Annotated in this window: 18 protein-coding genes and 3 pseudogenes; 12 read left to right on the forward strand and 9 right to left on the reverse strand. The window is 71.8% G+C overall.

The features are described from left to right. Positions 1–41: 41 nt before the first annotated feature. Both ACF08M_RS18110 and ACF08M_RS18115 read left to right on the forward strand, forming a co-directional pair. Positions 42–1,173: pseudogene (locus ACF08M_RS18110) on the forward strand (amidase family protein). A gap of 427 nt (positions 1,174–1,600) precedes the next feature. Next, complete coding sequence (locus ACF08M_RS18115) at positions 1,601–2,482, forward strand: alpha/beta fold hydrolase (RefSeq protein WP_392186338.1); 882 nt, start codon at positions 1,601–1,603, stop codon at positions 2,480–2,482. A gap of 82 nt (positions 2,483–2,564) precedes the next feature. Here ACF08M_RS18115 and ACF08M_RS18120 read toward each other — a convergent pair whose 3' ends face one another. After that, complete coding sequence (locus ACF08M_RS18120; RefSeq protein ID WP_392186235.1) at positions 2,565–3,692, reverse strand: ferritin-like domain-containing protein; 1,128 nt, start codon at positions 3,690–3,692, stop codon at positions 2,565–2,567. A gap of 179 nt (positions 3,693–3,871) precedes the next feature. Between ACF08M_RS18120 and ACF08M_RS18125 the strand changes: the two genes are divergently transcribed. The 5 genes from ACF08M_RS18125 to ACF08M_RS18145 all read left to right on the forward strand — a co-directional run bounded on the left by ACF08M_RS18125 (position 3,872) and on the right by ACF08M_RS18145 (position 10,307). Then, entirely contained in the window at positions 3,872–4,807 is a 936-nt protein-coding gene (locus ACF08M_RS18125) for a diiron oxygenase (RefSeq protein WP_392186236.1), read from the forward strand. Between the two features lie 92 nt (positions 4,808–4,899). Next, complete coding sequence (locus tag ACF08M_RS18130) at positions 4,900–5,655, forward strand: TetR/AcrR family transcriptional regulator (RefSeq protein WP_392186237.1); 756 nt, start codon at positions 4,900–4,902, stop codon at positions 5,653–5,655. 17 nt (positions 5,656–5,672) lie between these two features. Further along, on the forward strand, positions 5,673–5,939 hold the full coding sequence (locus ACF08M_RS18135; protein ID WP_392186238.1) for a hypothetical protein: 267 nt from the start codon (positions 5,673–5,675) through the stop codon (positions 5,937–5,939). 82 nt (positions 5,940–6,021) lie between these two features. After that, the gene (locus ACF08M_RS18140; RefSeq protein WP_392186239.1) at positions 6,022–8,592 is read left to right on the forward strand and encodes a PQQ-binding-like beta-propeller repeat protein; all 2,571 of its coding nucleotides are present in this window, start codon (positions 6,022–6,024) and stop codon (positions 8,590–8,592) included. Between the two features lie 515 nt (positions 8,593–9,107). Continuing rightward, complete coding sequence (locus ACF08M_RS18145) at positions 9,108–10,307, forward strand: NlpC/P60 family protein (protein WP_392186240.1); 1,200 nt, start codon at positions 9,108–9,110, stop codon at positions 10,305–10,307. An 82-nt stretch (positions 10,308–10,389) separates the two neighbouring features. Here the strand turns inward: ACF08M_RS18145 and ACF08M_RS18150 are convergent, their stop codons facing one another. From ACF08M_RS18150 to ACF08M_RS18170, 5 genes are read right to left on the reverse strand one after another with little or no spacing between them, the layout of a single operon-like run. Continuing rightward, positions 10,390–11,634: a styrene monooxygenase/indole monooxygenase family protein gene (locus ACF08M_RS18150; RefSeq protein ID WP_392186241.1), complete on the reverse strand. Its 1,245-nt coding sequence runs from the start codon at positions 11,632–11,634 to the stop codon at positions 10,390–10,392. 30 nt (positions 11,635–11,664) lie between these two features. Continuing rightward, a complete protein-coding gene (locus ACF08M_RS18155; protein WP_392186242.1) occupies positions 11,665–12,315 on the reverse strand; it encodes an ATP/GTP-binding protein in 651 nt (216 codons plus the stop codon). Next, positions 12,296–12,709: a DUF742 domain-containing protein gene (locus tag ACF08M_RS18160; protein WP_392186243.1), complete on the reverse strand. Its 414-nt coding sequence runs from the start codon at positions 12,707–12,709 to the stop codon at positions 12,296–12,298. Before ACF08M_RS18160 ends, ACF08M_RS18155 begins: the two co-directional genes overlap by 20 nt. Continuing rightward, complete coding sequence (locus ACF08M_RS18165; protein WP_392186244.1) at positions 12,706–13,188, reverse strand: roadblock/LC7 domain-containing protein; 483 nt, start codon at positions 13,186–13,188, stop codon at positions 12,706–12,708. The genes ACF08M_RS18160 and ACF08M_RS18165 overlap by 4 nt, the downstream gene beginning before the upstream one ends. Beyond that, a complete protein-coding gene (locus ACF08M_RS18170) occupies positions 13,185–16,187 on the reverse strand; it encodes a nitrate- and nitrite sensing domain-containing protein (protein ID WP_392186339.1) in 3,003 nt (1,000 codons plus the stop codon). The genes ACF08M_RS18165 and ACF08M_RS18170 overlap by 4 nt, the downstream gene beginning before the upstream one ends. Positions 16,188–16,552: 365 nt before the next feature. Between ACF08M_RS18170 and ACF08M_RS18175 the strand changes: the two genes are divergently transcribed. Next, complete coding sequence (locus ACF08M_RS18175; protein ID WP_392186245.1) at positions 16,553–17,338, forward strand: hypothetical protein; 786 nt, start codon at positions 16,553–16,555, stop codon at positions 17,336–17,338. Between the two features lie 158 nt (positions 17,339–17,496). On the opposite strand, the gene ACF08M_RS18180 is transcribed toward ACF08M_RS18175, so the two are convergent. Beyond that, positions 17,497–17,994, reverse strand: coding sequence for a MarR family winged helix-turn-helix transcriptional regulator (locus ACF08M_RS18180; protein WP_392186246.1), 498 nt, complete (start codon positions 17,992–17,994; stop codon positions 17,497–17,499). 225 nt (positions 17,995–18,219) lie between these two features. Between ACF08M_RS18180 and ACF08M_RS18185 the strand changes: the two genes are divergently transcribed. After that, entirely contained in the window at positions 18,220–19,086 is an 867-nt protein-coding gene (locus ACF08M_RS18185; RefSeq protein WP_392186247.1) for a lysozyme, read from the forward strand. A 223-nt stretch (positions 19,087–19,309) separates the two neighbouring features. Continuing rightward, positions 19,310–20,068: a polysaccharide deacetylase family protein gene (locus tag ACF08M_RS18190; protein ID WP_392186340.1), complete on the forward strand. Its 759-nt coding sequence runs from the start codon at positions 19,310–19,312 to the stop codon at positions 20,066–20,068. Positions 20,069–20,356: 288 nt separating this feature from the next. On the opposite strand, the gene lon is transcribed toward ACF08M_RS18190, so the two are convergent. Further along, on the reverse strand, positions 20,357–22,789 hold the full coding sequence (gene lon / locus ACF08M_RS18195; RefSeq protein WP_392186248.1) for an endopeptidase La: 2,433 nt from the start codon (positions 22,787–22,789) through the stop codon (positions 20,357–20,359). Between the two features lie 240 nt (positions 22,790–23,029). Between lon and ACF08M_RS18200 the strand changes: the two are divergent. Beyond that, positions 23,030–23,332: pseudogene (locus ACF08M_RS18200) on the forward strand (nucleotidyltransferase); the annotation flags it as partial. Between the two features lie 120 nt (positions 23,333–23,452). Here the strand turns inward: ACF08M_RS18200 and ACF08M_RS18205 are convergent. Next, positions 23,453–24,454: pseudogene (locus tag ACF08M_RS18205) on the reverse strand (rhomboid-like protein); the annotation flags it as partial. Between the two features lie 44 nt (positions 24,455–24,498). Between ACF08M_RS18205 and ACF08M_RS18210 the strand changes: the two are divergent. Further along, positions 24,499–25,191 (forward strand): spermidine synthase, encoded by a 693-nt coding sequence (locus ACF08M_RS18210; protein WP_392186249.1) that lies wholly within the window; start codon positions 24,499–24,501, stop codon positions 25,189–25,191. The last annotated feature ends 57 nt before the right edge of the window (positions 25,192–25,248 follow it).

Below are 25,248 nucleotides of genomic sequence, written 5' to 3' on the forward strand. Positions count from 1 at the left end.
ATGCGGGTGCGTGTGGTGGTGCGGCTGCCGGTGCGGGGGCGGTGCGCCGGGCGCTGGAGCGGATCGGGCGGCAGGATCCGCGCCTGTGCGCGTTCATCGAGGTGTGGCCCGAAAGGGCACGCGCCGACCTGGAGCGGGCCCGTCAGCTGCCCTTGGGAGGAATGCCGTTCGCCGTCAAGGGACGGACCGGCATCCGTTCGTACGCGGCCCGGCGACTGATCGCGGCCGGCGGCGTCCCGGTCGGCTCGACCTCGGTGCCCGGGCCCGGCACGCCCTGGCAGACCTGGGGGCTGGGGGCCCACGGCCGTACGGTCAACCCGTGGCGCCCCGACCGCACGCCCGGCGGCTCCTCGGCCGGCTCGGCGGCGGCGGTCGCGGCGGACCTGGTGGAGCTGGCGACCGGCAGCGACGGGGCGGGGTCAGTACGGATTCCGGCGGCGTGGTGCGGGGTGTTCGGCCTCAAGACGACGAACGGTCTGCTGCCTTCCCCGGACCGGTCCGGTCTCGCGTCCGCCGGGGTGCTGGCCCGTTCGGCGGCTCATGCCCAGACATATCTGCGCTGTGTGCTGGACGGCCCGGACGGCCCGGACGGCCCGGACGGCCCGAACGGCCCGGACGGCCCGAACGGCCCGGACGGCTGCGAACGGCCCGGACGGCTGCGAACCGGCGTCGGCCGTCCTCCCGGTCCCCGCCGTTCTCAGCCCCGACCTGGGGTACGCGGAGGTCGACCCCGAGGTCGGGTCGGTCGTCCGGCAGGCGGTGGGACGCCTCGTGGCGGCCGGGGTGGTGCGGCTCGTGGACCGTACGTGCCGGCTGCTCGACCCGCGAGAGGCGTGGCAGGCGGTCCGGGACGGTCGGCCGTCCCCGGCCGCCGCAGAGATCCGGCGCGAGAACGACCTCCGGCTCGATGCCCTGTTCGCCCGTACCCCTCTGCTGCTCACCCCGACCACCCCCAACCGCCCGCACGGCCACGAGGGTCCGGGCGAGCGCTACTCGACCGCGCTGACGTGGGCCTTCAACCTCAGCGGGCATCCCGCCGCGAGTGTGCCCGCCGGGTTCACTGCGGACGGCTGTCCGGTCGGGCTCCAGCTGGTTGCGGCGCGCGGGGCGGACGTCCCCCTGCTCACCATGGCCGGTGCGGTGGAAAAGGTGCTGCTTCCTGTGCGGCCGTGACACACGGCACCCCGCAGGCCGGCCACGAACCGGCCCGGGTGAACGCAGCCCGTCTCCGATTCCCCAGGACTCCCCCGGGCTGAAGGACTTCGTCGACGCCCTCGCCCCGGTGAACGCGGTCACCAACCGGGCACCCCGCTTCGTCCGGCGACTGCCGAGCGAGACCGGCAACGCCACCGTCGTACCGGCCTTCGGCGACACCTGGCGGAAACCACCGCTCACCGAACGCGTCCCCCGGGGCCGGTCCTTCAAGGCGTCGGCGGGCGGCCGCGGAAGCTGCGGGAAGGGAGGGGGGGTCGGGGTCGTCATGTACGCCATGCTTCCGGGACGGGCGGACGGCGTACATCCATTATGGCCCGGGAAAGAGCCCTGTTCCGTCATGCTGTCGAACGATCCCGGGCCGCGTTTCGCGTCCTACCGTGGCTCCATGACGGTTCTTCATGTGCGTGATCACAGCGGCCCCGACGACGGCCGGCCCGCTCTTCTCCTGCTCCACGCGGCCTCGCGTTCCCTCGCCGACTGGGACGGCGTCGCCCCGCATCTCACCGCGGGCCACCGGGTGCTCGCCGTGGACCTGCCCGGGCACGGCCTGAGCGCCGCCTCCTCCTGGTCGTTCGACGCGGTGCTGGGCGATCTGGACGAGACCCTCGCCGCCCTGGGGGTCACCGGCGCCGTGGTTCCCGTCGGGCACTCGCTGGGCGGGATGGTCGCCGCGCTGTACGCCGCCGAGCGGCCGGACCGGGTGCCGGGGGCGGTGAACCTGGACGGCTTCTGGTGGGGCAGGCCCGGACAGTACCCGGGTCTGGACCCGGACGAGGTGGCGCGGCGGCTGGCCGACATCGGGAGCATGGCCCGTGCGTCGGCGGGGCAGCGGATGCCCGCGGAGTACATCGAGCAGCAGGCCCAGTACAGCGTGGGGCTGGGCATTCCGTACGCGCGGGCGGAGGCATCGTTCCGCGCGAGCGCCCGGGAACTCCCGGACGGAGGATGGCAGTTGCTGCCGGAGCGGGAGTGCGCCCTGGAGATGCTGGATGCGCTGGACGCCCTCGATCTCTTTCCGCTGTTCCGCCGCGTCCCCTGCCCGTTGCTGCTGGTCCGGGCCCTGCACCGGGTGCCTCCGACGCCCGGCCTGGAGTGGCTGGACGAACTGATGGAGGCGTACGGGCACGGCCTGGCCCGGGATCTGGCGGTGCTGGTGGCGGAGCGGGCGGGCGTCACGGCCGAAGGCATCGGGGCGACGCACGCGATGCTGCTGGAGGATCCGGAGCGGGTCGCGGAACTGGTGCGGGACTTCGTCTCACGGCTCTGAGGCCCCGGCCCCGCCGGCCGGCCCCACCCCGCCCGGTCCCGGTCCCGCGACCGGTCCGGTCCGGCCCGGTCCCCGGCCGGCTTCAGTCCTCCGACGGGCTCGACGCGCTCGACGCGCCCTGCGCCACCGCCTCCTCGACCTCGGCGACCCTGGCCCGCTCCTCCGCCGCGAACCGGTCCCGGTCCAGCTGCTCGGCCAGCTCCTCGTCCTGGGTCATCAGCAGGTCCAGGCTGGAGTCGCCCAGCTCGAAGACACCCATGTCGAGGTAGGCCTTCTGAAGCCGTTCGCCCCACAGGCCGATGTCCTTGACGCACGGAACTATCCGGCTGAACAGCAGCTTGCGGAAGAGCCGCAGGAACGGCGACTGCTCGGAGAGCTCCCCGGCCTCCCGCTTGCCGATGCCGAAGTTCTCCAGCACCTCGGCGCCCCTGAGCCGGTCGCGCATCAGATAGCAGCCCTCGATGACGAACTCCTCGCGTTCGCGCAGTTCGGCGTCGCTCAGCTGCTTGTAGTAGTCGCGCAGCGCCATCCGCCCGAAGGCGACGTGCCGGGCCTCGTCCTGCATGACGTACGCGAGGATCTGTTTCGGCAACGGTTTGGTCGTCGTGTCGCGGATCATGCCGAACGCGGCCAGGGCGAGGCCCTCGATGAGGACCTGCATGCCGAGGTACGGCATGTCCCAGCGGGAGTCCCGCAGCGTGTCGTCGAGCAGCCCCTGGAGGTTGTCGTTGACCGGGTAGAGCATCCCGATCTTCTCGTGCAGGAACCGGCTGTAGATCTCCGCGTGCCGGGCCTCGTCCATGGTCTGGGTCGCCGAGTAGTACTTCGCGTCCAGGTCGGGGACGGACTCCACGATCCTGGCCGCACAGACCATGGCGCCCTGCTCACCGTGGAGGAACTGGCTGAACTGCCAGGCGGTGTAGTGCGTGCGCAGATCACCCCGGTCCTTCTCGGTCATCTTCGCCCAGTGCGGGGTGCCGTACAGGGTGAGGACGTCATCCGGGGTGCCGAGCGGGTCGGCCGGATCGACCTCCAACGACCAGTCGATGCGCTTGTTGCCGTCCCACTGCTTGTCCTTGCCCTTCCGGTAGAGGGCGAGCAGGCGTTCGCGGCCGTCGTCGTACTCCCAGCTGAAGCGGGCCGCGCCGGAGGCGGGCACCTGCCAGAGCGGTGTGTCCGGGGCGGTGGTGTAGAGGTCGTGTGTCGACACGGACGGCTCCTTTTCGCCTTGCGTGCTCCGGCAAGTTCCGTGGCGGTTGCGCCAGTTGGCAGGTTCACACGTTGGTAGACGCCGGGTCAACAAGTCGTGCGCAAGGGATTGACGGCCCTACTGACGGGGAGTCTTATAAGAAATGACCGCCGGTAACCCAAGGTGAGGTGCGCCCAGCCATGACCACAGCGACCGAACGCGACGTGCAGCTGCTCCGCGATGCACTCGGCCCGCTCCGGGACCGCGAGCAGATCGCCGAACGGCTGCTCGCGTCCTCGGCCAAGCACTCCTTCGATCCGGACAAGGACCTCGACTGGGACTCGGCGATCGAGGACGGCAAGTGGTTCTGGCCGCCCGAGCTCGTCTCGCTCTACGACACCCCACTGTGGCGGAGGATGTCCGAGGAACAGCGGATGACCCTGTCCAGGCACGAGGCCGCGTCACTGGCCTCACTGGGCATCTGGTTCGAGATCATCCTCATGCAGCTGCTGGTCCGCCACATCTACGACAAGCCGGCGACCAGCAACCACGTCCGCTACGCGCTCACCGAGATAGCCGACGAGTGCCGGCACTCGATGATGTTCGGCCGCATGATCAAGTGGAGCGGGTCGCCCGACTACCCCGTACCGCGCGTCTACCACAACCTCGCCCGGATACTGAAGACCGTCTCCACCACACCCGGTTCGTTCGCCGCGACCCTGCTCGGCGAGGAGATCCTCGACTGGATGCAGCGGCTGACGTTCCCGGACGACCGCGTCCAGACGCTGGTGCGCGGCGTGACCCGCATCCATGTCGTCGAGGAGGCGCGGCACGTCCGGTACGCCCGCGAGGAGCTGCGCCGCCAGATGGTGACCGCGCCGCGCTGGGAGCGCGAACTCACCCGGGTGAGCTGCGGCGAGGCGGCCCGCGTCTTCTCCGTCTGCTTCATCAACCCGCAGGTGTACGAGAGCGTCGGCCTGGACCGCCGCGAGGCCGTCGCCCAGGTGAGGGCGAGCGGTCACCGGGCGGAGGTCATGCAGAGCGGAGCGAAGCGGCTGACGGACTTCTTCGACGACATCGGGGTGCTGAACGGTGTGGGACGCAGGCTGTGGAAGAGCTCGGGCCTGCTCGTCTGAGGCGACGCCCCGTTGTCCACGCGCCCGCAGCGCCCACGGCCTCGACCGCGATGGCCAGCGGCGTCGCGGGCGAGGTCGTTAGGCTTCATGGCATGACCACCGCCGCGCGGCCGACCCGTGCGTACCGAAGGCTCAGCGTCGAGGAGCGCCGCACCCAGCTCCTCGGTGCGGCCCTCACCCTGTTCGCGCACCGGGCGCCCGACGAGGTCTCCCTCGACGAGGTGGCGACGGTCGCCGGGGTCTCCCGCCCGCTCGTCTACCGCTACTTCCCGGGCGGGCGGCAGCAGTTGTACGAGGCGGCGCTGAGATCCGCCGCCGAGAAGCTGATCCTGTGCTTCACCGAGCCGCCCGTGGGACCGCCCACCGAGCGGGTGCTGCGCGTGCTGGACCGCTATCTCGCCTTCGTCGACGAGCACGACACCGGTTTCAGCGCGCTGCTGCGCGGCGGCAGTGTTGTGGAGACGTCCCGTACGACGGCGATCGTCGACGAGGTGCGGCGGGCGGCGGCCGAGCAGATCCTGATGCACCTGGGCCGGGGCGGCACGGGTGCGGGGGACGAGCCCGGACCCAGGCTGCGGATGATGGTGCGGACCTGGATCGCGGCCGTCGAGGCGGCGTCCCTGATCTGGCTGGACGAGGGCAAACGGCCCGCCGCGGCCGACCTGCGCGACTGGCTGGTCGACCAGCTGATCGCGCTGCTGGCGGCAACGGCGGCCTCGGACCCGGAGACCGCGTCGACGGTGACGGAACTGCTGCCGCTGGAGACCGCCGCGGGCCCGGCCGGACGGCTGGCGGAGCGGCTGGTCCCGGTCGTCGGCGGAGCGGCTCATCTGCTGCCCGGGAGCTGATCGGTCAGACTGGGGCGGTGAGAAGCGAGAACACCCCCTTCACCGGCGGCCCCCTGGACGGGCGGGTACTGCCGGTCCTGGTCGGCCCGACCGGCCATCCGCCCAAGTGGTACGAGGTCCCGGTACCGGCCGCCGACGGCGGGCCCGCCACCGTGTACGCGTACCGCCGGGTCCCGGCCGGTCACTCCGGACGGCTGGGAATTCCGCGCGGCTGGGTGTACGAGTACGCCCCCGAGGGCCGGGAGCGGCACAGCCCCAAGTGGCCCTGGTCGAAGCCGGACTGAGAAGACGGGACCCGGCGCGGCCGGGCGGCCGGTCTAAGATCGACGCTCTGGTGCCAGGGCACGGTCAGCAAGGGGGTGCGCCATGGAGGCGCTGCGTCAGGACGATCCACGCCGCATCGGTCCGTACACCGTGCTGGCGCGGTTCCGCGAGACCGCGAGCGCCGTGCAGTACCTCGCACACGACGCGGCGGCCGGCGGACCCGTGCTGCTCACCACCGCCCGCCCCGAACTCGCCGCGCTGCCCGCCTTCCGGCGCCGTTTCCTGGCGGAGGCCCGCACTGCGGACCGACTGACCGGCGGCCGGGTCCCGCCGCAGCCGGGCGCGCCGGCCGATGGCCCGGACGACGACGCGGACAACGGCCTGTTGTGGACGGCCGGCCCCTATGTGCCCGCGCTGACGCTCGCCGAGGCGATCGAGGTCATGGGTCCGCTCCCCGAACGGGCCGTGCGGATTCTGGGCGCGGGCATCGCCGGGACCCTCTCCCATGTGCACACCACGAGAGCCGTGCTCCAGGGCCTGGCACCCGGCACGGTGCTGCTGGCCGAGGACGGACCGCGGCTCACCGGGTTCGGCCCGCTGGCCGCCGCGGCCGCCGCCGAGGCCCGGCCCGGCGGGCAGTTGTCCGTACGGCTCGCCTACCTCACCCCGGAGCAGGTCGAGGGCGAGGAACCCGGCCCCGCCTCCGATCTCTTCGTACTGGGCCTGCTGCTGGCCTACGCGGCGACCGGTACGACCCCGCTCGCCGACGGCCCGGCCGCCGAGGGCGCCGAGCGCATCGCCCGTACCGCCCCCGAACTCGGCGCGGTTCCGGAGGAGTTGCGTGACCTGATCGCCCGCTGTCTGGCGAAGGATCCGGCCGACCGCCCCAGCGCGGGAGCGGTGGCGGCGGAGCTGACCCCGGAGGAAGCGGCGGACCCGGCGAAGAACGGCTGGCTGCCGGAGCCGCTGGCGGCCGCGGTGACGGAACAGGGCATACGTGTACGTGAGTTGACCGAGGCGGGGCAACCGGTGGACGCGCCGGTGAGCGGGCCGGCCGGCGAGTCGGCCCATGGCCCCGCGGACGCGCCCCCGGCCGGCGGGCCGGCCGACGCACCGGCCCACGGACTCGCGCCGGAACCCGCCCCCGCCCAGGACACCCGTACCGCTCAACTCGGCGACATCGGGCGCCACGTACCGAGGGCCGACCGGCCGACGACCCAGTTGTCCGTCCCGCGCGAGCTCACCGGCGCGCCTGCCGGGCCCGCCGCCGGGCCACCGGCCGGGCTCCCGCCCGCGGCGCCGATGCCGCCCCATCCGCTGCCGGCCCCTGCGGCTCCCGCCACCGCGGCCTCCCCCGCCCTCGACCGGCGCGGCCTCTTCATCGGGCTCGCCGCCGGGGCCGCGGGGCTGGTGGTCGGTGGCGGCGGGGCGCTCGCACTGGGCTCCGGCGACGGGGACACGGACGACGCCAAGCCCGCGCCGAGCCGGAGCGGTCCCGCCGTCGCGGGGCTGCCACCGCGGCCGCGCTGGGTGTACCGGCACCCGGCGACCGAACCGCCGCCGCTCACCGCCGCCCTCTGGAACGGCCGGCTGCTGGTGCTGACCAGCGAGAGCGGGGCGGCCGGCATCGATCTGCGCACCGGGCGGCGGGTCTGGGAGAGCACGGACGCCGCCCAGGGGCGCGCCGCGCTGCCGGCCGGGAAGGACCTCTGTTTCGTCGCGGGTCCGTCCGAGTTCCTGTGGCTGTCGTCGAAGGACGGCAGGACGGTGCACCGGGCGGGCTACGCGGACCAGTTCACCGGGGCGCCGGATCTCACGGTGTCGGAGATCGTCGGCACGCTCGGTCCGGTGGTCTGGTTCACGGGCTCCCACAAGGTCACCGTCAAGGCTCCGCCCCCGAAGAAGGGCAAGAAGCGCGGCAAGGACACCCAGGTCGTCACGTCGTACCTCTTCGCCTATGACGTCCTCCGGCGCAAGGAGCTGTGGCGGACCCCCGTGCCCGCCGGGCGCGGCCCCGCCGCCCCCGTGTACCGGCTGATCGCGACCGGACAGACCGACTTCGTCGTGCGCCAGAGCCCGGCCACGCTCACGCCCGGCGACCTGAAGGCCGCCAAGGGGAAGGCCGTCTTCCGGAGCTTCGACCAGAAGACCGGGAAGCAGCTGTGGAGCCGGTCGTTCGGCACGGTCGCGCCGGACGCCGCGGCCACGGGCGACGACCGGGCTCTGCTGTACGCGGCGGTGGGCAACGGTCTCCAGGCGTTCGAACTCCCCACGGGCAAGCCGAAGTGGACGCTGAACGGCACCACCGGAACCCCGTACGGAACCCCCGTGGTGACCGGCACGCTGCTGCACACCACCAACCGCAACCAGGAAGTGGGCGCGGTCGAGCGGGAGACGGGCCGGCCGCGCTGGCGACGTTCGACGGAGGCGGCACTCGGCGCCACCGCCCCCGCGGTGGCCCTCAGCACGACCGGCAGGACGCTGCTGGCCGCGGACGCGTCCCAGGTCACCGCGTTCGCGGCGGAGGACGGACGGCGACTGTGGAAGTTCCAGGACATCGGCTCCCAGGACCCGAAGGGAGCCACGGTCACCGCTCCGTACCGGGTGCTGCCGTCCGGCGGAACCGCCGTCGTCCAGCGCGACCGGATCTTCTACGCGTTCCCGGTTGCCTGAGGGCTGTCCGGCAGTCCCTGGCGGATCGGCGCGCGGCGTCGGACGCGGCGCATCGCAAGGCGGAGGGACGTCCGCGTACCGGATGTATGCGGACGCCCCGGCAGCGCGGCGAGGACGGGGCCTCCCCGCTCGAACGCGGCCGAGAGCTTGGGGAAGCGGCTGCCGTCGTACGCCCACCGGGGATGACGCCGACGCGACACCGTCGAGCGGTGCGCCGCCCGGATGAAGTCGGATGAAGCGGTGGCGCGGCCTCGCCACCCGCTACGGGAGACCGCGGCCGTCCACCCGGAACGACTCCGCATCGCAGGCCGCCGGACAGACCGTGGCCGAAGCCCGGACCTCCGCACCCGCCACCCGCCACCCGCACCCGCCACCCGTCCACCGCCTTCCGGGCGAACCCCTCTGTCGCCACACCCCAGGGTTCTTGCATCTCCTGACACCGGGTGACCGTATTGATGCGTTACGCCCGCTTCTAGGGCATTCCCATGATTCGCCCCGTCACCGGAGGTGATGTCGTGTCAGGCGGAGTCCTGAGCGTGGCCTGTGCCACGGCACTGGCCACGATCGCCGTGGCCTCGCCGACGGCCGCCGCACCCGTGGGGCCGGGCCCCGCGGCGAGCGACGCCGCGAAGCCGCCCGTCGCTGCCGCACCCCCTCCCGCCCTGGGCCCGGCAGCCGCGGGCAAGGGCGTCGCCCAGCTGCTGACCGAGTTGAAGAAGCTGTACCAGCGGGCCGAGGAGGCCACCGAGACGTACAACGGGACCGCGGCGGAGCTGAAGAAACGTACGGCACAGGCGAAGAAGCTCAACGCCTTGTCGGCCACCGCCCGGGTCGCGCTGGCCGACAGCCGGGACGCGGCGGGGCAACTGGCCCGGGAGCAGTATCAGGGACGGTCGGACATCTCGTCGTACCTGCAGTTGCTGCTGGCCCGTGATCCCGAGCACCTCCTGGACCAGGAACATGTGCTCCGGCATGCGGCAGCCGGGCGGGCGGCGACCGTGAAGCGGCTCACCGGCGCCGAAAAGCGCGCCGGTGAGCTGGCGGCCGAATCGCGCAAGGCGCTGGACCGGCAGCAGGTCCTGGCCGCCCGGCAGAAGAAGCAGCGGGACACGGTGCGATCGCGGCTCAAGGCCGTCGAGACGAAACTGTCCGCACTCTCCACCGCTCAGCTCGCCGAGGTGTCCCGGCTGGAGCAGCAGGGCACGGCGAAGGCTCAGAGAGCGCTGGTCACCTCGGGCGCGCTGCCCTCGGCCAGGCCGCCGTCCCGGGCGGGCGACGAGGCGGTGAATTACGCGATGGGCCAGATCGGCAAGCCGTACGTGTGGGGCGCGGAGGGGCCGGACTCGTTCGACTGTTCGGGACTCACGTCGCAGGCCTGGGCGAAGGCGGGCCGGATCATTCCGCGGACCTCGCAGGAGCAGTGGCGGCAACTGCCGAAGGTGCCGCTGAACGCCCTGCGCCCGGGCGACCTGGTGATCTACTTCCCGAAGGCCACCCATGTGGCGCTGTACATCGGCAACGGCCAGGTGGTGCAGGCGCCCCGGCCGGGCTCGCAGGTGAAGGTCTCCCCCGTGGCGTCGAACCCGCTGCTGGGCGCCGTACGACCGGATCCGCAGGCCGCGCCGCTGTCCGCGTACCGGGCGCCGCAGCTCCCGCAGGGTGCGACCGGGGGCTCGGACTCGGGGTACAGCTCGTCGTCGGCGCCCGAGGAGTAGGCACCCGGGCGGCGACGTCCGTACAGAACAGCCGGGCCGGGTCCCGTCGGATTCCCGACGGGACTCGGCCCGGCTGCTGCCGTCAGGCGGCCGACGCGGCGGACACCTCGGCGAGGTACGCGTTGGCCTTCTCCGGGTCGAAGAAGAAGTTCTCGAAGTCCGCCGGGTTGTTGAAGCCGTTGGCGAAGCGGTTGGCGACCGGCTGGAGCCGGCCCGCGGCGCCGATCAGGTTCAGCACGTGCTCCGGCGGTGCGCCGAGCATCGCGTTGGTCCACTTCACGACGTGCTGCGCGGTGTTCCAGTAACGGTCGAACGTGGCCTGCATCCAGTCCGCGTCGAACTCCCGGTCGCCGTGCTCGACGATCGAGTCCAGGTACGCGTTGGCGCACTTGGAGGCCGAGTTGGAGCCCTGGCCGGTGACCGGGTCGTTGGCGACGACGACGTCGGCCACACCGAGCACCAGGCCGCCGCTGGGCAGCCGGCCGATCGGCTTGCGGACGGTCGGGGCGTAGCGGCCCGCCAGGGTGCCGTTGGCGTCGGTCAGTTCGACCTTGGTGGCACGGGCGTACTCCCACGGCAGGAACCGCTCCAGGAGCTCCAGCGTCTTGGCCAGGTGCTCGGAGGGGTCCTTGATGCCCTGGAACACGTCGAGGGGGCCGCCCGGGACGCCCTCCCAGAACAGGATGTCGGCGCGGCCGGACGTGGTCAGGGTCGGCATCACGAAGAGCTCGCCGACACCGGGGACCAGGTTGCAGCGGACCGCGTCGAACTCGGGGTGCTCGGGGCGCGGGCCCATGCCGTGGACGTACGCGACGGCCAGGGCGCGCTGCGGGGCGTCGAACGGTGAACGGGAGGCGTCCCGGCCGAACATGGAGACCAGCTCGCCCTTGCCCGCGGAGACCATCACCAGGTCGTAGGCGCGGGAGAAGTAGTCCAGGTCGGAGACGGCGGCGCCATGGATGACGAGCTGTCCGCCGCGCTGGGCGAACGTCTCCATCCAGCCGGCCATCTTCACGCGCTGGTCGACGGACTGGGCGAAGCCGTCCAGCTTGCCGACCCAGTCGACGGCACGCGAGGAGTCGGGCGCGGCAACCGAGACGCCGAGGCCCTCGATGCGCGGGGCCTGGGACTCCCAGAAGTTGAGCTGGTAGTCGCGCTCGTGCTGGAGCGCGGTGTGGAACATGCACTGGGTCGACATGACCCGGCCGGACCGGATCTCGTCGGCGGTGCGGTTGGACATCAGCGTGACTTCGTACCCTCTGGACTGCAGTCCGAGGGCGAGCTGGAGACCGGACTGGCCGGCTCCGACTATGAGTATCTTCCGCATCGCGGTTCTCCGTTACGTATGGCGTGCGAGTTATGCCGGGGTGGCGTCGAGGGCGTGGCCCACGAGGGCCAGCAGCGACTCGACGACGGTGATCCTGTTACGCGCGTCCATGATCACAACAGGCACGTGCGGAGGGACGGTCAGGGCCTCCCTGACGTCCTCGGCCTCGAATCCCGGCGTTCCCTCGAAGTGGTTGACGGCGACGATGTACGGCAGGCCGCAGCTCTCGAAGTAGTCGAGTGCGGGGAAGCAGTCGGCGAGCCGCCGGGTGTCGGCGAGGACGACCGCGCCGATCGCGCCGCGCACCAGGTCGTCCCACATGAACCAGAAGCGCTGCTGGCCGGGGGTGCCGAACACGTACAGCACGAGGTCGTCGTCGAGCGTGAGCCGGCCGAAGTCCATCGCGACGGTGGTGGTGACCTTGTCGGGCGTCGCGGAGAGATCGTCGGTCTCCTCGCTGGCCTGGGTCATCATCGCTTCGGTCTTCAGCGGGGTGATCTCGGAGACGGACCCCACGAAGGTCGTCTTGCCCACGCCGAATCCGCCCGCGACCACGATCTTCGTGGAGATGGGGGCCCTGGTGTGGTCCAGCTGCCAGGCCTGCAGCGATTCCTCGGACTGGTCCTTGACCCCTGGCTGGCGCGGGGCGAAGAGCGGCGACTCAGAGACGGCGGAGTCCATTGAGCACCCTTTCGAGCAGTGCGCGGTCGGGCTGGCCGGTGCCGTGCCCGTTCCCGTACACGCGGATCTTTCCCTGGTCGGCCAAGTCGCTGAGCAGCACCCGGACCACGCCGAGGGGCATCTTCAGCAGGGCGGAGATCTCCGCGACCGTACGCATCCGGCGGCAGATCTCGACGATTGCCTGGAGCTCCGGCATGACACGGGTGGCCAGGTTGCCGTTGGTCAGCTCGCGGCGCTCCTCGGGCGCTTCGAGCGCGGCGACGAACGTCTCGACGAGCAGGACGTGGCCGAAGCGGGTACGACCGCCGGTGAGGGAGTACGGGCGGACCCGTGCGGGCCTTCGGTCGGACCCGCGGACGGGCAGCCTGTGGGCGGGTTCAGCAGCGGGCGTCACTGGGCTCTCTCCATCGATTTGCGCAGTTCACTGCGGAGTTCGGGGGTGAGTACGTGTCCGGCTCGGCCGACGAAGAGCGCCATGTGGTAGGCGATGACGCTCATGTCGCAGTCCGGGGTGGCGTGCACACCGAGCAGCGAGCCGTCGCTGATCGACATGACGAAGACGCTGCCCTCGTCCATGGCGACCATGGTCTGCTTGACGCCGCCGCCGTCCATCAGCTTGGCGGCGCCGATGGTGAGGCTGCCGATGCCGGAGACGATGGTGGCCAGGTCGGCGCTGGAGCCCTTGGGGCCGTCCTGCCCGCCGCCGGTGGCCGGGGTGGCGAGGTGACCGGGGTCGGAGGAGAGCAGCATCAGTCCGTCGGACGAGACGACGGTGACCGAATGGACCCCTGGCACCTCCTCCACCAGATTGCTCAGCAACCAGTGAAGGTTCCGGGCCTCGGTACTCAGCCCGAATGTGCTGGGCGCAGTCAACTGCGTGCCTCCTCGACTGTGTCCCCCGTCTCATCGGTTCGGCCGCCGATGCGGTCGGCCGGATCGGTGTGAGCGGGGCGTCCGGCGTGTGCCGCGGCTCCGGGGAACGGCTGGTTCGCCGTGATCTCGGCGATCTCCGCCTCGACGTCCCGGCGGCCGTCCCTCGCACCCTGGTGGAAGCCGCCGAGCCGACGGCGCAGCGCCTCCTTGTCCAGGCTGCCCTTCCGCTCGGCGCTGGGCGCCGTGGTGGGCTTGACGACCTTGGGGGTGCGCTTCGGCAGCCCCTTGTCCGTGATGCGCTCCTGCTGCGGAGAGAACTCCGGTGACTGCTGCTCCGGCTGCCGGGGGCCGGGCAGGGCGTCGGCGACGGGCGCGGGGGCCGGGGCGGGAGCGATATACGGCTCCGGGGCGGGAGCGGTGTACGGCTCCGGGGCGGGCGCCTGCGCGGCGTACGGCTCCGGGGCGGCGTACGGGGCGGGCGCCGGTGTCTGCGCCTGCGCGGTGTACGGCTCCGGGGACTCGGCGACCGCGCGCTCGTGGCGGTCGGGGCCGATGGCATACGGGTCGGACACCGGGGGCTCCGGGGTGTCCACGGACTCCGGAACCACCGGGAGACGGACCTGCATCGTGATCTCCGCCTCGGCCTCGACGGCTGCCGGGGCGGGTGCGGGGGCACTGCCCGGGGCACGATCGGGCAGGGGCTCGGAATCAACCCCGGACTCGCGGATCGTCTGCTCGGCCGCCGCGATCAGCGGGTCGCCCGACAGCGCGAGCGTGCGCGTCGGCAGCGCGTTGGAGTTGGCCTCGGCGACCGACCCCGGAAGGTTCAGCGCGGGCGCCTCCCCGGGGACCTTGACCGGCGGCGGTGTGGTGGCCGGTGGCGCCTTCGGCAGCAGCGTCCTGGGCAGGACGACGACCGCCGTGATCCCGCTGCCCTTGTGGTCGCGCAGCTGGACCCGGATACCGTGGCGCGCGGCCAGCAGGGAGGCGACCTGGAGGCCGAGTCCGGCCCCGGACGCTCCCTTGTCGTCCTGCTCGCCCGAATCGAACAACGTCGGGTCGCCGAGCCGGGAGTTGAGCTCGCTCACCCGTGCGGCCGACATCCCGATGCCCTCGTCCTGGACGGAGAGCATCACCTCGCCGTTCTCCAGCAGCCAGCCGGAGAGCTGGACCTGGGAGTCCGGCGGTGAGAAGGAGGTCGCGTTCTCCAGGAGTTCGGCGACGAGGTGGCTGAGGTCGTCGGCGGCGAAACCGGCGAGCTGGGCGTGCGGCGGCAGGGACTGGATGGTGACCCGCTCGTACCGCTCGATCTCGGAGACGGCCGCGCGCAACACGTCGACCAGCGGGATCGGGCCCGCGTGCCCGTGCCCGTGCTCGGCGCCCGCGAGGACCAGCATGTTCTCGCTGTGCCGGCGCATGACCGTGGCCATGTGGTCGAGCTTGAAGAGGGTGGCCAGCCGCTCCGGGTCGTGCTCCCGCTCCTCCAGGCTCTCGATGACACCGAGCTGGCGCTCGACGAGGCCGAGGGTGCGCAGCGAGAGGTTGACGAAGGTGTGGTGGACCGTGTCCTTCAGCCGCTCCAGCTGAGCGGTGAGGTCGGAGGTCAGGACCTGGAGTTCGGCACGCTGGAGGGTGAGCGCCTCGCGTCCGGCGATCAGCTCGGCGCGTTCCGTCTGCAGGCTCTCGAAGCGGCCGTTGAACTCGTGGAGCAGTCCGTGCAGCTTGCCGTGCAGGGCGTTGATGGACCGTACGACCTGAGCGAACTCGTCGTTGCGGCCGGTGTAGCGGATCGGTTCGGCGGTGTCGGGCTCCGCGACGAGGCGGGCGGCACCGATGCGCAGCACGGCGAGCGGCTGGGTGAGGGTGCGGGCCACCGCGGTGGAGACGCCGACAGCGATCAGCAGACAGCTGCCGAGCAGCGCGATCCGCAGTTCGAGCGCGGTGACGTCGTCGTCGCGCAGCTGCTCCATGCGCTGGACCTGTGCGGTGCCGAGGGCCGACTCGACGCTCCGCATCCGGTCGATCCGGGCGGAGAGGGCCGCCTCGACCTTCTTGCTGTTGACCCGCTGGTCGGAGTCGGTCAGCTCGGGGCGGTCGGTGAGGGAGTTGAGGTACTTCTCCGCGCTGTTGACCTCGGGCCCGGTGACGGTGGACGACAGCTTGTCGCGGGCGGCGGAGCCCGCGGCCTGGTCGAAGTCGGCGAGCGAGGAGAGCTCGCCCGTCCGGGCCTGCTGAGCGGCGGCGCTCAGCTCGTCGCGGGTGCGGTCGTTCTTGCTGCCGCCCTCCTCCTGGACGGGCAGGCCGGTGACCGGGTCGATCTGCGGGGTCGCCGCCTTGCCGGGCACGGAGAGCGCGGCGAGCAGCAGCCCCCGGGTGGCGGAGGCATGCTCGGTGGCCCGGCCGAGGGCGAGCGGGGCACGGGTGGCCTCGGCGGCGCGCGGCGGGGTCTTCTCGGCGAGTTCGTCGGCGAGGTCGTGGAGCTTGGCGATGACCTCGGAGTACGCCTGATGGGCCTCCAGCGCCGTGCCCTTGCCGCTGAGCGCGTCACGGCGCAGGGAAGGGATGGCGGAGAGGTCGCGGCGCAGTGCGGCCGGGGCCGCGCCCCTGATCTCGTCCACCTGCTGGTCGACGCGGGCGCTCCGGCTGCCGGGGTCGCCCTTGCCCTCCGCATCGGGGCCGGACTTCTCGTCGCGGCCGGCCGCGATGTAGGCGGTGACCTCGTCGCGTTCGTCGGCGAGGGCGTGGGCAAGCGCGATGGCCTGCTGGTTCAGCTCGGCGAGGGTGACCAGCCGCTGCGACTCGTTCAGGTCGGAGGAGGCGCTGAGGGCCGCGGGTGTGCCCGCAGCGATGACGGTGACACCGACGACCGCGACGCCGGCGATCAGCCGACTGCGCACGCGCGCGGTGCGCCGGGTGCCCTCGCTCTCGGTGGGTGCCGGAGGCGTCGCCCCGGAACCGCTGTGCCTGCTGCCCTTGCTCCGAGGCCGCTTCTTCTGCACCGGTGCTCGCATTCTTGACTCGTCCGCCCTTGAAGCAGAGGTGACGCACGGTCACATGTGAACGAGCGCCCCGACCGCTGGTACGGCTTCTGACCATTCCAGTGCTTTTGAGAGGGGGGCGCGCATCAACCACTCCGCCACCTGAACGAGTGAACATCACTCCGGAGTTGACGAACAAGTCTGCCCTCGGAGCGCGCCCGGCACACCTGGACCGCTGGCTGGAACTTCCGCCCATGCTTTGGCAGGATGCCCGCCCGCACGCCGCGCGGAGCCTTTCCTTCCGCTCCAGGCATCCGTCTGACCTGCCGGTACAGGCCAACCTCGGGCCGCGCAGGGCCCGTCAAGACGTCGTGCAGACTGGCCGTATGCGCATCGAACTCGCCACCGTCGCCGGCAGCGCCGACCGCCCGAACGAGGACTGGGCCGCCACCGCCCTACCCGCTTCCGGCCAGGGCGGGACGCTGATCCTGCTCGACGGAGTGACTCCACCGCAGGGTGACGACGGCTGCGTGCACTCGGTCCCCTGGTTCACCGCACGTCTCGGCGGCTCACTGATCGAACTGTCTGATTCGCGACGGGATCTGACCCTCCAGGGGATTCTGGCCGAGTCCATTCGACGCACCGCCGACGCACATCGCCCACAGTGTGACCTTTCTCACGTACGGACGCCGCAGGCGACAGTCGTCATGGCGCGTTGGGACGAACAGGCGATCGAACACTTGGTGCTCTCCGATTCCGTACTCCTGTTCGAGGCGCCCGACGGAACCGTGCGCCCCCTCCTCGACGACCGGCTGAACCGTCTGCCGCCGGGCTCACTGGCCGATGAAGCGATCGCCGACGCCACGGCCCGGAACAAGGAGGGCGGCTTCTTCACCGCCGCCGCCGACCCCTCCGTGGCGGCCCGCGCGGTCACCGGACGCACCCCGCTCGGCCGGGTGCGGGCGCTGGCCGCGATGACCGACGGGGCGGCCCGCTGGACGGAGATGTTCCACGAGGGCGACTGGGCGGACTGCCTCGGCGTACTCCGCAAGGAGGGAGCACAGGGACTGATCGACCGGGTCAGGGCACTGGAGGACGCGGACACGGAGCGCGTGCATCTGCGCCGCAGCAAGACACATGACGACGCGACGGCGGTCTACGCGGTGCTGTGACGGGAAACGGGGCCGGGCGCCTGACCGCCGGGCTGCCGGGCTGCCGGACCGGGGCCGGGACGCCGGGCCCGGGGACGTCGGGCCCGGAGACGTCGGGCCCGGAGACGTCGGGCCCGGGGCCGCCGGACAGTGATCCGACGCCCCGGGGTCCCGACGCGTCAGTCCTCCGCGCGGGCGTTCAAGTGGTGCAGCAGTCGGGCCAGTTCGGCCACTTCGGCCCGGTCCCAGTCGGCGAGCTTGCGCACATAGCGTTCACGGCGGGCGTCGCGGACGCCGCGGTAGCGGGCCAGTCCTTCGGCGGTGAGACGGACCAGAGAGGCCCGGCCGTCCGCCGGATCGGGCTCACGTGCCACCAGTCCGAGGTCTTCCAGGGCGCGCAGTTGACGGCTCATCGTCGCCTTGCCGACGCCGAAGTAGGCCGCGAGATCAGTGGCCCGCTGCCGCCCGGCCGACTCCAGCCGTACGAGAAGTCCGTAGGCGGCGGGCTCCAGTTCGGGGTGGACCTCACGCGCCATTTCCCCGGAACTGGCCCGCGCCCGGCGCAGGAAGACGGCCAACTCCCGCTCCAGCACAAGGAATGCGTGGTCCACACCACTTCCTCCGGTCGCGCCGGGTTCACTACCGCTTTCGCTCCCGTGCACGTCAACACCCCTCATGAGCTTTCCCGCCAGTGAAAGTTTCTTCCGCCGCTGGTCATCGCCGCAGCTCGGCCAGTATTTCGCAGGCGTAGACCAACGGCAGCGCCCAGACCCTCTTCCGCGACACGGGTCTACGTGCGTAGCGTCATGCATGGCATGTTCACACCATGGCATGTCCGCAGGGGTGCGCCCCGCACCCCTGGGATCAGCACGTCCCCCCACCAAGTCCTCGGAGGCACTCACATGCCCGTGCTCAGATCCGGATCGGGAACGTCCCGCCGCTCGCGCTTCGCGGCGGCCGGGACCCTGCTCGCAGCCCTCTCCCTCCTCCTCACCCTGCCCGGAGCGGCGAGCGCCGCAGACCCCCACAACACCCCCGACACCGCCGCCGCGGCCAAGAAGCCCGCCCGGGGCACGGCCACGATGGGCATGGGCGTCGCCGCCCACGACGGCCAGGGCGGACTGCCGCGCGACACCCGCGCCGCCCAGACCGAAGGCGTGGACGTCGCCAGCTACCAGGGCAACGTCAACTGGCCGACCCTCTGGAACAGTGGTGTGAAGTGGGCCTACACCAAAGCCACCGAGGGCACCTACTACACGAATCCGTACTTCGCGCAGCAGTACAACGGCTCGTACAACGTCGGCATGATCCGGGGCTCGTACCACTTCGCCACCCCGAACACCACGAGCGGCGCGGTCCAGGCCAACTACTTCGTGGACCACGGGGGCGGCTGGTCCAAGGACGGCAAGACCCTGCCGGGCGCCCTCGACATCGAGTGGAACCCGTACGGCGACCAGTGCTACGGCCTGAGCCAGGCCTCCATGGTCTCCTGGATCCGTGACTTCGTGAACACCTACAAGGCGCGCACCGGCCGCGACGCGGTCATTTACACCGCGACCAGCTGGTGGCAGGCCTGCACCGGGAACAACGCGAGCTTCGGCGCCACCAACCCGCTGTGGGTGGCCCGCTACAACAGCACGGTCGGTGAACTCCCGGCCGGCTGGGGCTACTACACGATGTGGCAGTACACCTCGTCCGGCCCGTACGTCGGCGACCACAGCCACTTCAACGGCGCGCTCGACCGCGTACAGGCGCTCGCCAACGGCTGAGCCGGCCCGCCGCGCCCGCGCGGCCCGTCCCATCGCACAGCCGAGCCCCGGTGACCCACCCAGTCACCGGGGCTCCTCTCCGTGCACAGCCATGACCAGGCATTTCCCCGCCGAGCCGACACCGGAGACCTCTATACATCCGGTGTATACCCCACGTGTATAGTCCTGCTCTGCCACACACCGTGTGCCCTGTTCAGCTACGGAGGAGTGACCCGCCTTGTCCATGAAGACGAAGTCGATCGGTACGGGGTTGGCCGCCGCCCTTGTGACGGCACTCACCCTGACGCTGAGCGGCTGCTCCATGCAGACCACCGCGCCGGCGTCGGCGCGCGGTGACGCGGGCTCCGACGCCAAGGGCTCCTTCGGCCCGGTGGACTGCCGCAAGGCGAAGTGCATAGCGCTGACCTTCGACGCGGGACCGGGCGAGGACACCCCGCACCTGCTGGACATCCTCAAGGAGAAGAAGGTGCACGCGACCTTCTTCCTGCTGGGCAAGAACCACGTCAAGAAGCACCCCGACACCGTGCGCAGGCTCGCCGCCGAGGGGCACGAGGTGGCCAACCACACCTGGTCCCACGAGATCCTGACGGACAAGAAGCCCGCCGAGATACGGTCCGAGCTGGAGAAGACGCAGGACGCGATAGCGGAGATCACCGGCAAGAAGCCGCGCCTGATGCGCCCGCCGCAGGGCCGCACCGACGACACCGTCTCGGACATCAGCAAGGACCTGGGACTCTCCCAGATCCTGTGGAGCGCCACCGCCAAGGACTACTCCACGACCGACTCGGCACTGATCAAGAAGCGCATCCTGGACCAGGCGAGCCAGGACGGCGTCATCCTGTTGCACGACATCTACAAGGGGACGGTGCCCGCCGTACCCGGCATCATCGACGCGCTGAAGAAGCAGGGCTACACCTTCGTCACCGTCCCGCAGTTGATGGCTCCCGCCGAGCCGGTCCCGGGGACCATCTACCGCCCCTGATCCGGGGCCCGCACCGTACGCGCCGCCCCGGATCCGCACTCCGGGTCCCTGCGGACGGAAGGCGGGGGCACCCCGCGCGCAGGAATCAGCGGAAGCGGATACACGAATGCGCCCGGCACGCAGGGGACAGCGGAAGCGGATACACGAATGCGCCCGGCACGCAGGGGACAGCGGATACATGAGTGCGCCGCGCGCCCCACCACGGAACGGCCCGCCCACCCGTCGCCGGGAAGGCGGGCCGTCCGTACCGGTCGCGCACGCGGTGCCACGCCCGTCACGCCATGGCACCTACGCCGCGGCCGGGATCCTCTCCCCGGGCCTGACCGCGGAGGCCGGCGCGAGGGCGATCTCCAGCACCTGGCGCACATCCGTCACCGGGTGGACCTCCAGGGTGTCCAGGACCTCGGCCGGGACATCGTCCAGGTCCGCCTCGTTCCGCTTCGGGATCACCACGGTGGTGATCCCGGCCCGGTGCGCGGCCAGCAGCTTCTGCTTCAGGCCGCCGATCGGCAGCACCCGTCCGGTCAGCGAGACCTCACCGGTCATCGCCACATCCGTACGGACCAGCCGTCCCGAGAGCAGCGAGGCCAGCGCCGTCGTCATCGTGATGCCGGCGCTCGGGCCGTCCTTCGGGACCGCACCCGCCGGGAAGTGGATGTGCGCCCCCCGGTCCTTCAGATCCGCGACCGGCAGTTCCAGCTCCGCGCCGTGCGACCGCAGGAAGCTCAGCGCGATCTGCGCGGACTCCTTCATGACGTCGCCGAGCTGACCGGTGAGGGTCAGTCCGGACGCCCCGGTCTCCGGGTCGGCCAGCGACGCCTCGACGAACAGCACGTCGCCCCCGGCGCCGGTCACCGCGAGTCCGGTGGCCACGCCCGGCACCGCGGTGCGGCGCTCGGCCGGGTCCTGGGCGGACTCGGGGACGTGGTGCGGGCGTCCGATCAGACCGCGCAGGTCCGCCTCGGTGACCGTGAACGGAAGCTCCCTCTCGCCCAGTTCGTGCTGGGCGGCGACCTTCCGGAGCAGCCGGGCGACGGCCCGTTCCAGGTTCCGTACGCCCGCTTCACGGGTGTACTCCCCGGCCAGTTTGCGCAGCGCGGACTCGTCGAGCGCCACCTCGTCCTGCTCCAGCCCGGCCCGCTCCAGCTGACGCGGAAGCAGGTGGTCACGTGCGATGACGACCTTCTCGTCCTCGGTGTAGCCGTCGAGCCTGACCAGCTCCATCCGGTCGAGCAGGGCCTCCGGAATGGCTTCGAGGACGTTGGCCGTCGCGAGGAAGACGACGTCGCTGAGGTCGAGTTCGACCTCCAGGTAGTGGTCGCGGAAGGTGTGGTTCTGGGCCGGGTCGAGGACTTCGAGCAGGGCGGCCGCCGGGTCGCCCCGGAAGTCGGAGCCGACCTTGTCGATCTCGTCGAGCAGGACGACCGGGTTCATCGAACCGGCCTCCTTGATGGCCCGGACAATGCGTCCCGGCAGTGCGCCGACGTACGTACGCCGATGGCCGCGGATCTCCGCCTCGTCCCGCACACCGCCGAGGGCGACGCGGACGAACTTACGGCCCATGGCGTGCGCGACGGATTCACCGAGCGAGGTCTTGCCGACGCCCGGAGGGCCCACCAGCGCCAGCACGGCACCGCCGCGCCGTCCGCCGACGACGCCGAGACCGCGGTCGGCACGCCGCTTGCGGACCGCCAGGTACTCGGTGATCCGCTCCTTCACGTCCTGCAGGCCGGAGTGCTCGGCGTCGAGGATCTCCTGGGCGCCCCGGATGTCGTACGCGTCCTCGGTCCGTTCCGTCCACGGCAGTTCGAGGACGGTGTCGAGCCAGGTCCTGATCCAGGAGCCCTCCGGGCTCTGGTCGGAGGAACGCTCCAGCTTGTCGACCTCCTTGAGCGCCGCCTCGCGGACGTGCCCGGGAAGATCGGCGGCCTCGACGCGCGCCCGGTAGTCGTCGGACTCGTCCGCGCCGGAACCAGGACCGCCGTTGAGCTCGGAGAGTTCCTTGCGTACGGCGTCGAGCTGGCGCCGCAGCAGGAATTCGCGCTGCTGCTTGTCGACACCCTCCTGGACGTCCTTGGCGATGGACTCGGCGACGTCTTGCTCGGCGAGGTGCTCGCCGAGCCACTGAATGGCGAGCTTCAGCCGGGCGACCGCGTCGGCGGTCTCCAGGAGCTGCACCTTCTGGGCCGTGGTGAGGAAGGGCGAGTAGCCGGAGTTGTCGGCGAGCGCGGAGATGTCCTCGATCTGCTGGACCCGGTCCACGACCTGCCAGGCGCCGCGCTTCTTCAGCCAGCTGGTGGCGAGTGCCTTGTACTCCTTGACCAGCTCGGCGGCGGCTCCGGGAAGCGGGTCGGGGACGGCCTCGTCGACCCGTGTCCCCTCCACCCAGAGCGCCCTGCCGGGCCCGCTGGTCCCGGCCCCGATCCGCACCCGGCCACGGCCGCGGATGAGCGCGCCCGGATCCCCGTCCGAAAGCCGTCCGACCTGCTCGACGGTGCCGATGACACCGGTGCCGGCGTACGTCCCGTCGACCCGTGGCACCAGAAGCACCTCGGGCTTGCCGCCGCCCTCGCGGGCCGCGGCCTGTGCGGCCTCCACGGCGGCTCGTACGTCGGTGTCGGACAGGTCCAGAGGCACCACCATCCCGGGCAGCACGACCTCGTCGTCGAGCGGCAGCACGGGCAGGGCGAGCGGAGTGACCGCATTGGACTCGGTTGCCATGATCTCCCCTTCGGCAGTCAAGTTGAGCTATGCAGACTCAATGCTTGTGAGCCGATCATTGTTCCCCGGGGATGTTCGCCGTGAGCGATCGCCTGAGCCATTCGCGTGCCGGGCAGCCCCGCCGGACCCCGCACGCTGACAGAACCCCGCACACGCCCCCTTTGATTCCGAACCGTCCGAGCCGCTCCGGCCGGCGGAAATCCATCGGCAACCGGCCGGAACAAAGGGCAGAGTGCCGGTATGCATGCGGCTGCGAGTGCGGCTGCGAACGACGACAGAGGGCTACGACCGGACGGAACGATCCGGCGGGAGGGCTCGCTGAGCCGGGTGCCGGCGGCGTTCGCCCCCGTGGTGGAGGCGGCCCGCGCCTGCATCGCCGAGTCGTTCGGCCACGCGCAGCTGCACAGTGCGTACATCTACGGCAGCATTCCGCGCGGCACGGCTGTTCCCGGTGTCTCCGACCTGGACCTGCTGCTCGCCCTGCACGCCGAGCCCACCGTGGCCGACCGGGCGGCGGCCCGGACCATCGAGGCCGAGCTGGACAGCTCGCGGTCCACGGCGAGAAGGCCCCACGCCCCTGACCCCCGCTCCCCCGGCCGCACCGGCGCGGCGCAGCAGCGGCCGGCAGGCCACGCCCAGCAGCAGCGCCAGCGGGTGGCCCCAGTCGGCGAGGGGGTCGCCGAGGGCGAGCAGGTCATGCAGCAGCATCGCGCCGACCGCACCGAGCATCACCCCCCGCGGCCATGGCGTGAGCAGCCCGGCGAGCGCGCCCACGCTCGCCATCAGCCCGAAGCTGATGCCGTAGTCGAGCCGGTGCAGTGAGGACTCCGGCAGACGGCCGGCCATCACGGACACCCCGACCGGGATCTCCGTGGCGAGCGTCGCCACGACGTGGCCGAGCAGGAACACCCCGGCGGTGCGCCATCCCCCGACGCGGCGTTCCAGCGCGGTCAGTACAAGAGCGAAGCCGAGGACGTACGGGGAACCGAGCCCGCCGACGACCCACAGGGCACTGGCGATCAGGACCAGCAGCGGGGCCTCGCCGAGATGCGCGACGTCCGTGCTCGATGCGCGCAGCACGGCGGAGACGGTGTCCGGTTCGCCGTAGTGCGTGAAGAGGGACGTGGCGACGAGCACCAGCAGGTACCCGAAGGTGAACGGGGTACCGGCCGGCGTCGGCGGCAGCCGCAGGCACCGGCGGGCCCACCGGGCCCTTTTGGCCCCACGAGGTTCCCGGGCGGGCGGAGGGGCGGCCGCTTCCGTACGGCGCCCACGCGGCACGGCGTCGGGCAGCGGGGCCGCGTGCCCGTCGTCGCAAACCACCCCGTCCGTACCCCGGTGCACCGTGCGAGGCTCCTTCCGTACCACCTCCCCGAGCAACGTCCCACACTCCGCGATCGTCCCCCGCAGTGTCCACGGCCTGAGCCGCGTGAGCCACGCAGGAACCGGCCCGGGTCCGTCGCCCGGCAGAGGCCCGGGTCCGTCGCCCGGCAGAGGCCCGGGTCCGTCGCCCGGCAGAGGCCCGGGGTCCGTTGCCGGCCTCCGGACGGCACACCCTCGCCCGGACGCCCCGGACGCCCCGGATGGTTCCGGCAATCCGCTGGCCCCCGGACGCGCGGACCGGCCAGGATGGCAGGGACCGTGGCGGTCACCGACGTCCGCCACCCACGTCCGTCCCGCACGTCCGCCATCGACCGGAGACCCGCACCATGCCCGAGATCCACGGCCCCGACGCCCTCGCCCCCATCACGCTCGACCGCCGGGAGGGTCCGCACGGCGAAGTCGTTCTCCGGGAGCGGGGGGACGACTTCGAGATCATCGCCAACGGATGCTTCCTCATGGACACCTCGGACGGGCGCTCCGAGCGGCTGCTGATCGACGCGGCGCTGGCCGCGCTGCCCGCCGGCCGGACGGCGCCGGCGGTGCTCATCGGAGGGCTCGGGGTCGGGTTCTCGCTCGTGCGGGCCGCCGCCGAGCCGCGGTGGGGGCGGATCGCCGTCGTCGAGCGGGAGCAGGCGATCGTGGACTGGCACCGGACGGGGCCGCTGGCCCGGATCTCCCGTGCGGCGCTCGCCGATCCGCGGACGGAGATCCTGACGACGGATCTCGTCGGGTACCTGCGTACGACTACGGACCGTTACGACGCGCTGTGCCTGGACATCGACAACGGACCGGACTGGACCGTCACCGAGGACAACACGAACCTGTACTCCCCCGCCGGTCTGGCTGATTGCCGTGAGCGGCTGACGCCGGGCGGCGTTCTCGCGGTCTGGTCCGCACAGCCATCCGCGGACTTCGAGCACGCCCTACGGAATGCCGGATTCAGCGGGGTAAGGACGGAAGAGGTACGTGTTGCCCGAGGTGTTCCCGACGTGGTGCATCTCGCACTTCGGACAGCCTGAGTGCTCCCGCCGGACATCCACGGCCTCGGACGCCCGGGGCCAAGCGCCACAAGGCCG

It is taken from the genome of Streptomyces sp. NPDC015032 (assembly GCF_043080425.1).
GTDB lineage: Bacteria > Actinomycetota > Actinomycetes > Streptomycetales > Streptomycetaceae > Streptomyces.

Bases quoted from the DNA above. Each gene is read 5' to 3' on its own strand.
- ACF08M_RS18115 (WP_392186338.1), top strand. From the start codon at position 1,601: ATGACGGTTCTTCATGTGCGTGATCACAGCGGCCCCGACGACGGCCGG.
- ACF08M_RS18125 (WP_392186236.1), top strand. From the start codon at position 3,872: ATGACCACAGCGACCGAACGCGACGTGCAGCTGCTCCGCGATGCACTC.
- ACF08M_RS18130 (WP_392186237.1), top strand. From the start codon at position 4,900: ATGACCACCGCCGCGCGGCCGACCCGTGCGTACCGAAGGCTCAGCGTC.
- ACF08M_RS18140 (WP_392186239.1), top strand. From the start codon at position 6,022: ATGGAGGCGCTGCGTCAGGACGATCCACGCCGCATCGGTCCGTACACC.
- ACF08M_RS18150 (WP_392186241.1), bottom strand. From the start codon at position 11,634: ATGCGGAAGATACTCATAGTCGGAGCCGGCCAGTCCGGTCTCCAGCTC.
- ACF08M_RS18155 (WP_392186242.1), bottom strand. From the start codon at position 12,315: ATGGACTCCGCCGTCTCTGAGTCGCCGCTCTTCGCCCCGCGCCAGCCA.
- ACF08M_RS18175 (WP_392186245.1), top strand. From the start codon at position 16,553: ATGCGCATCGAACTCGCCACCGTCGCCGGCAGCGCCGACCGCCCGAAC.
- ACF08M_RS18180 (WP_392186246.1), bottom strand. From the start codon at position 17,994: ATGAGGGGTGTTGACGTGCACGGGAGCGAAAGCGGTAGTGAACCCGGC.
- ACF08M_RS18185 (WP_392186247.1), top strand. From the start codon at position 18,220: ATGCCCGTGCTCAGATCCGGATCGGGAACGTCCCGCCGCTCGCGCTTC.
- ACF08M_RS18190 (WP_392186340.1), top strand. From the start codon at position 19,310: ATGAAGACGAAGTCGATCGGTACGGGGTTGGCCGCCGCCCTTGTGACG.
- lon (WP_392186248.1), bottom strand. From the start codon at position 22,789: ATGGCAACCGAGTCCAATGCGGTCACTCCGCTCGCCCTGCCCGTGCTG.
- ACF08M_RS18210 (WP_392186249.1), top strand. From the start codon at position 24,499: ATGCCCGAGATCCACGGCCCCGACGCCCTCGCCCCCATCACGCTCGAC.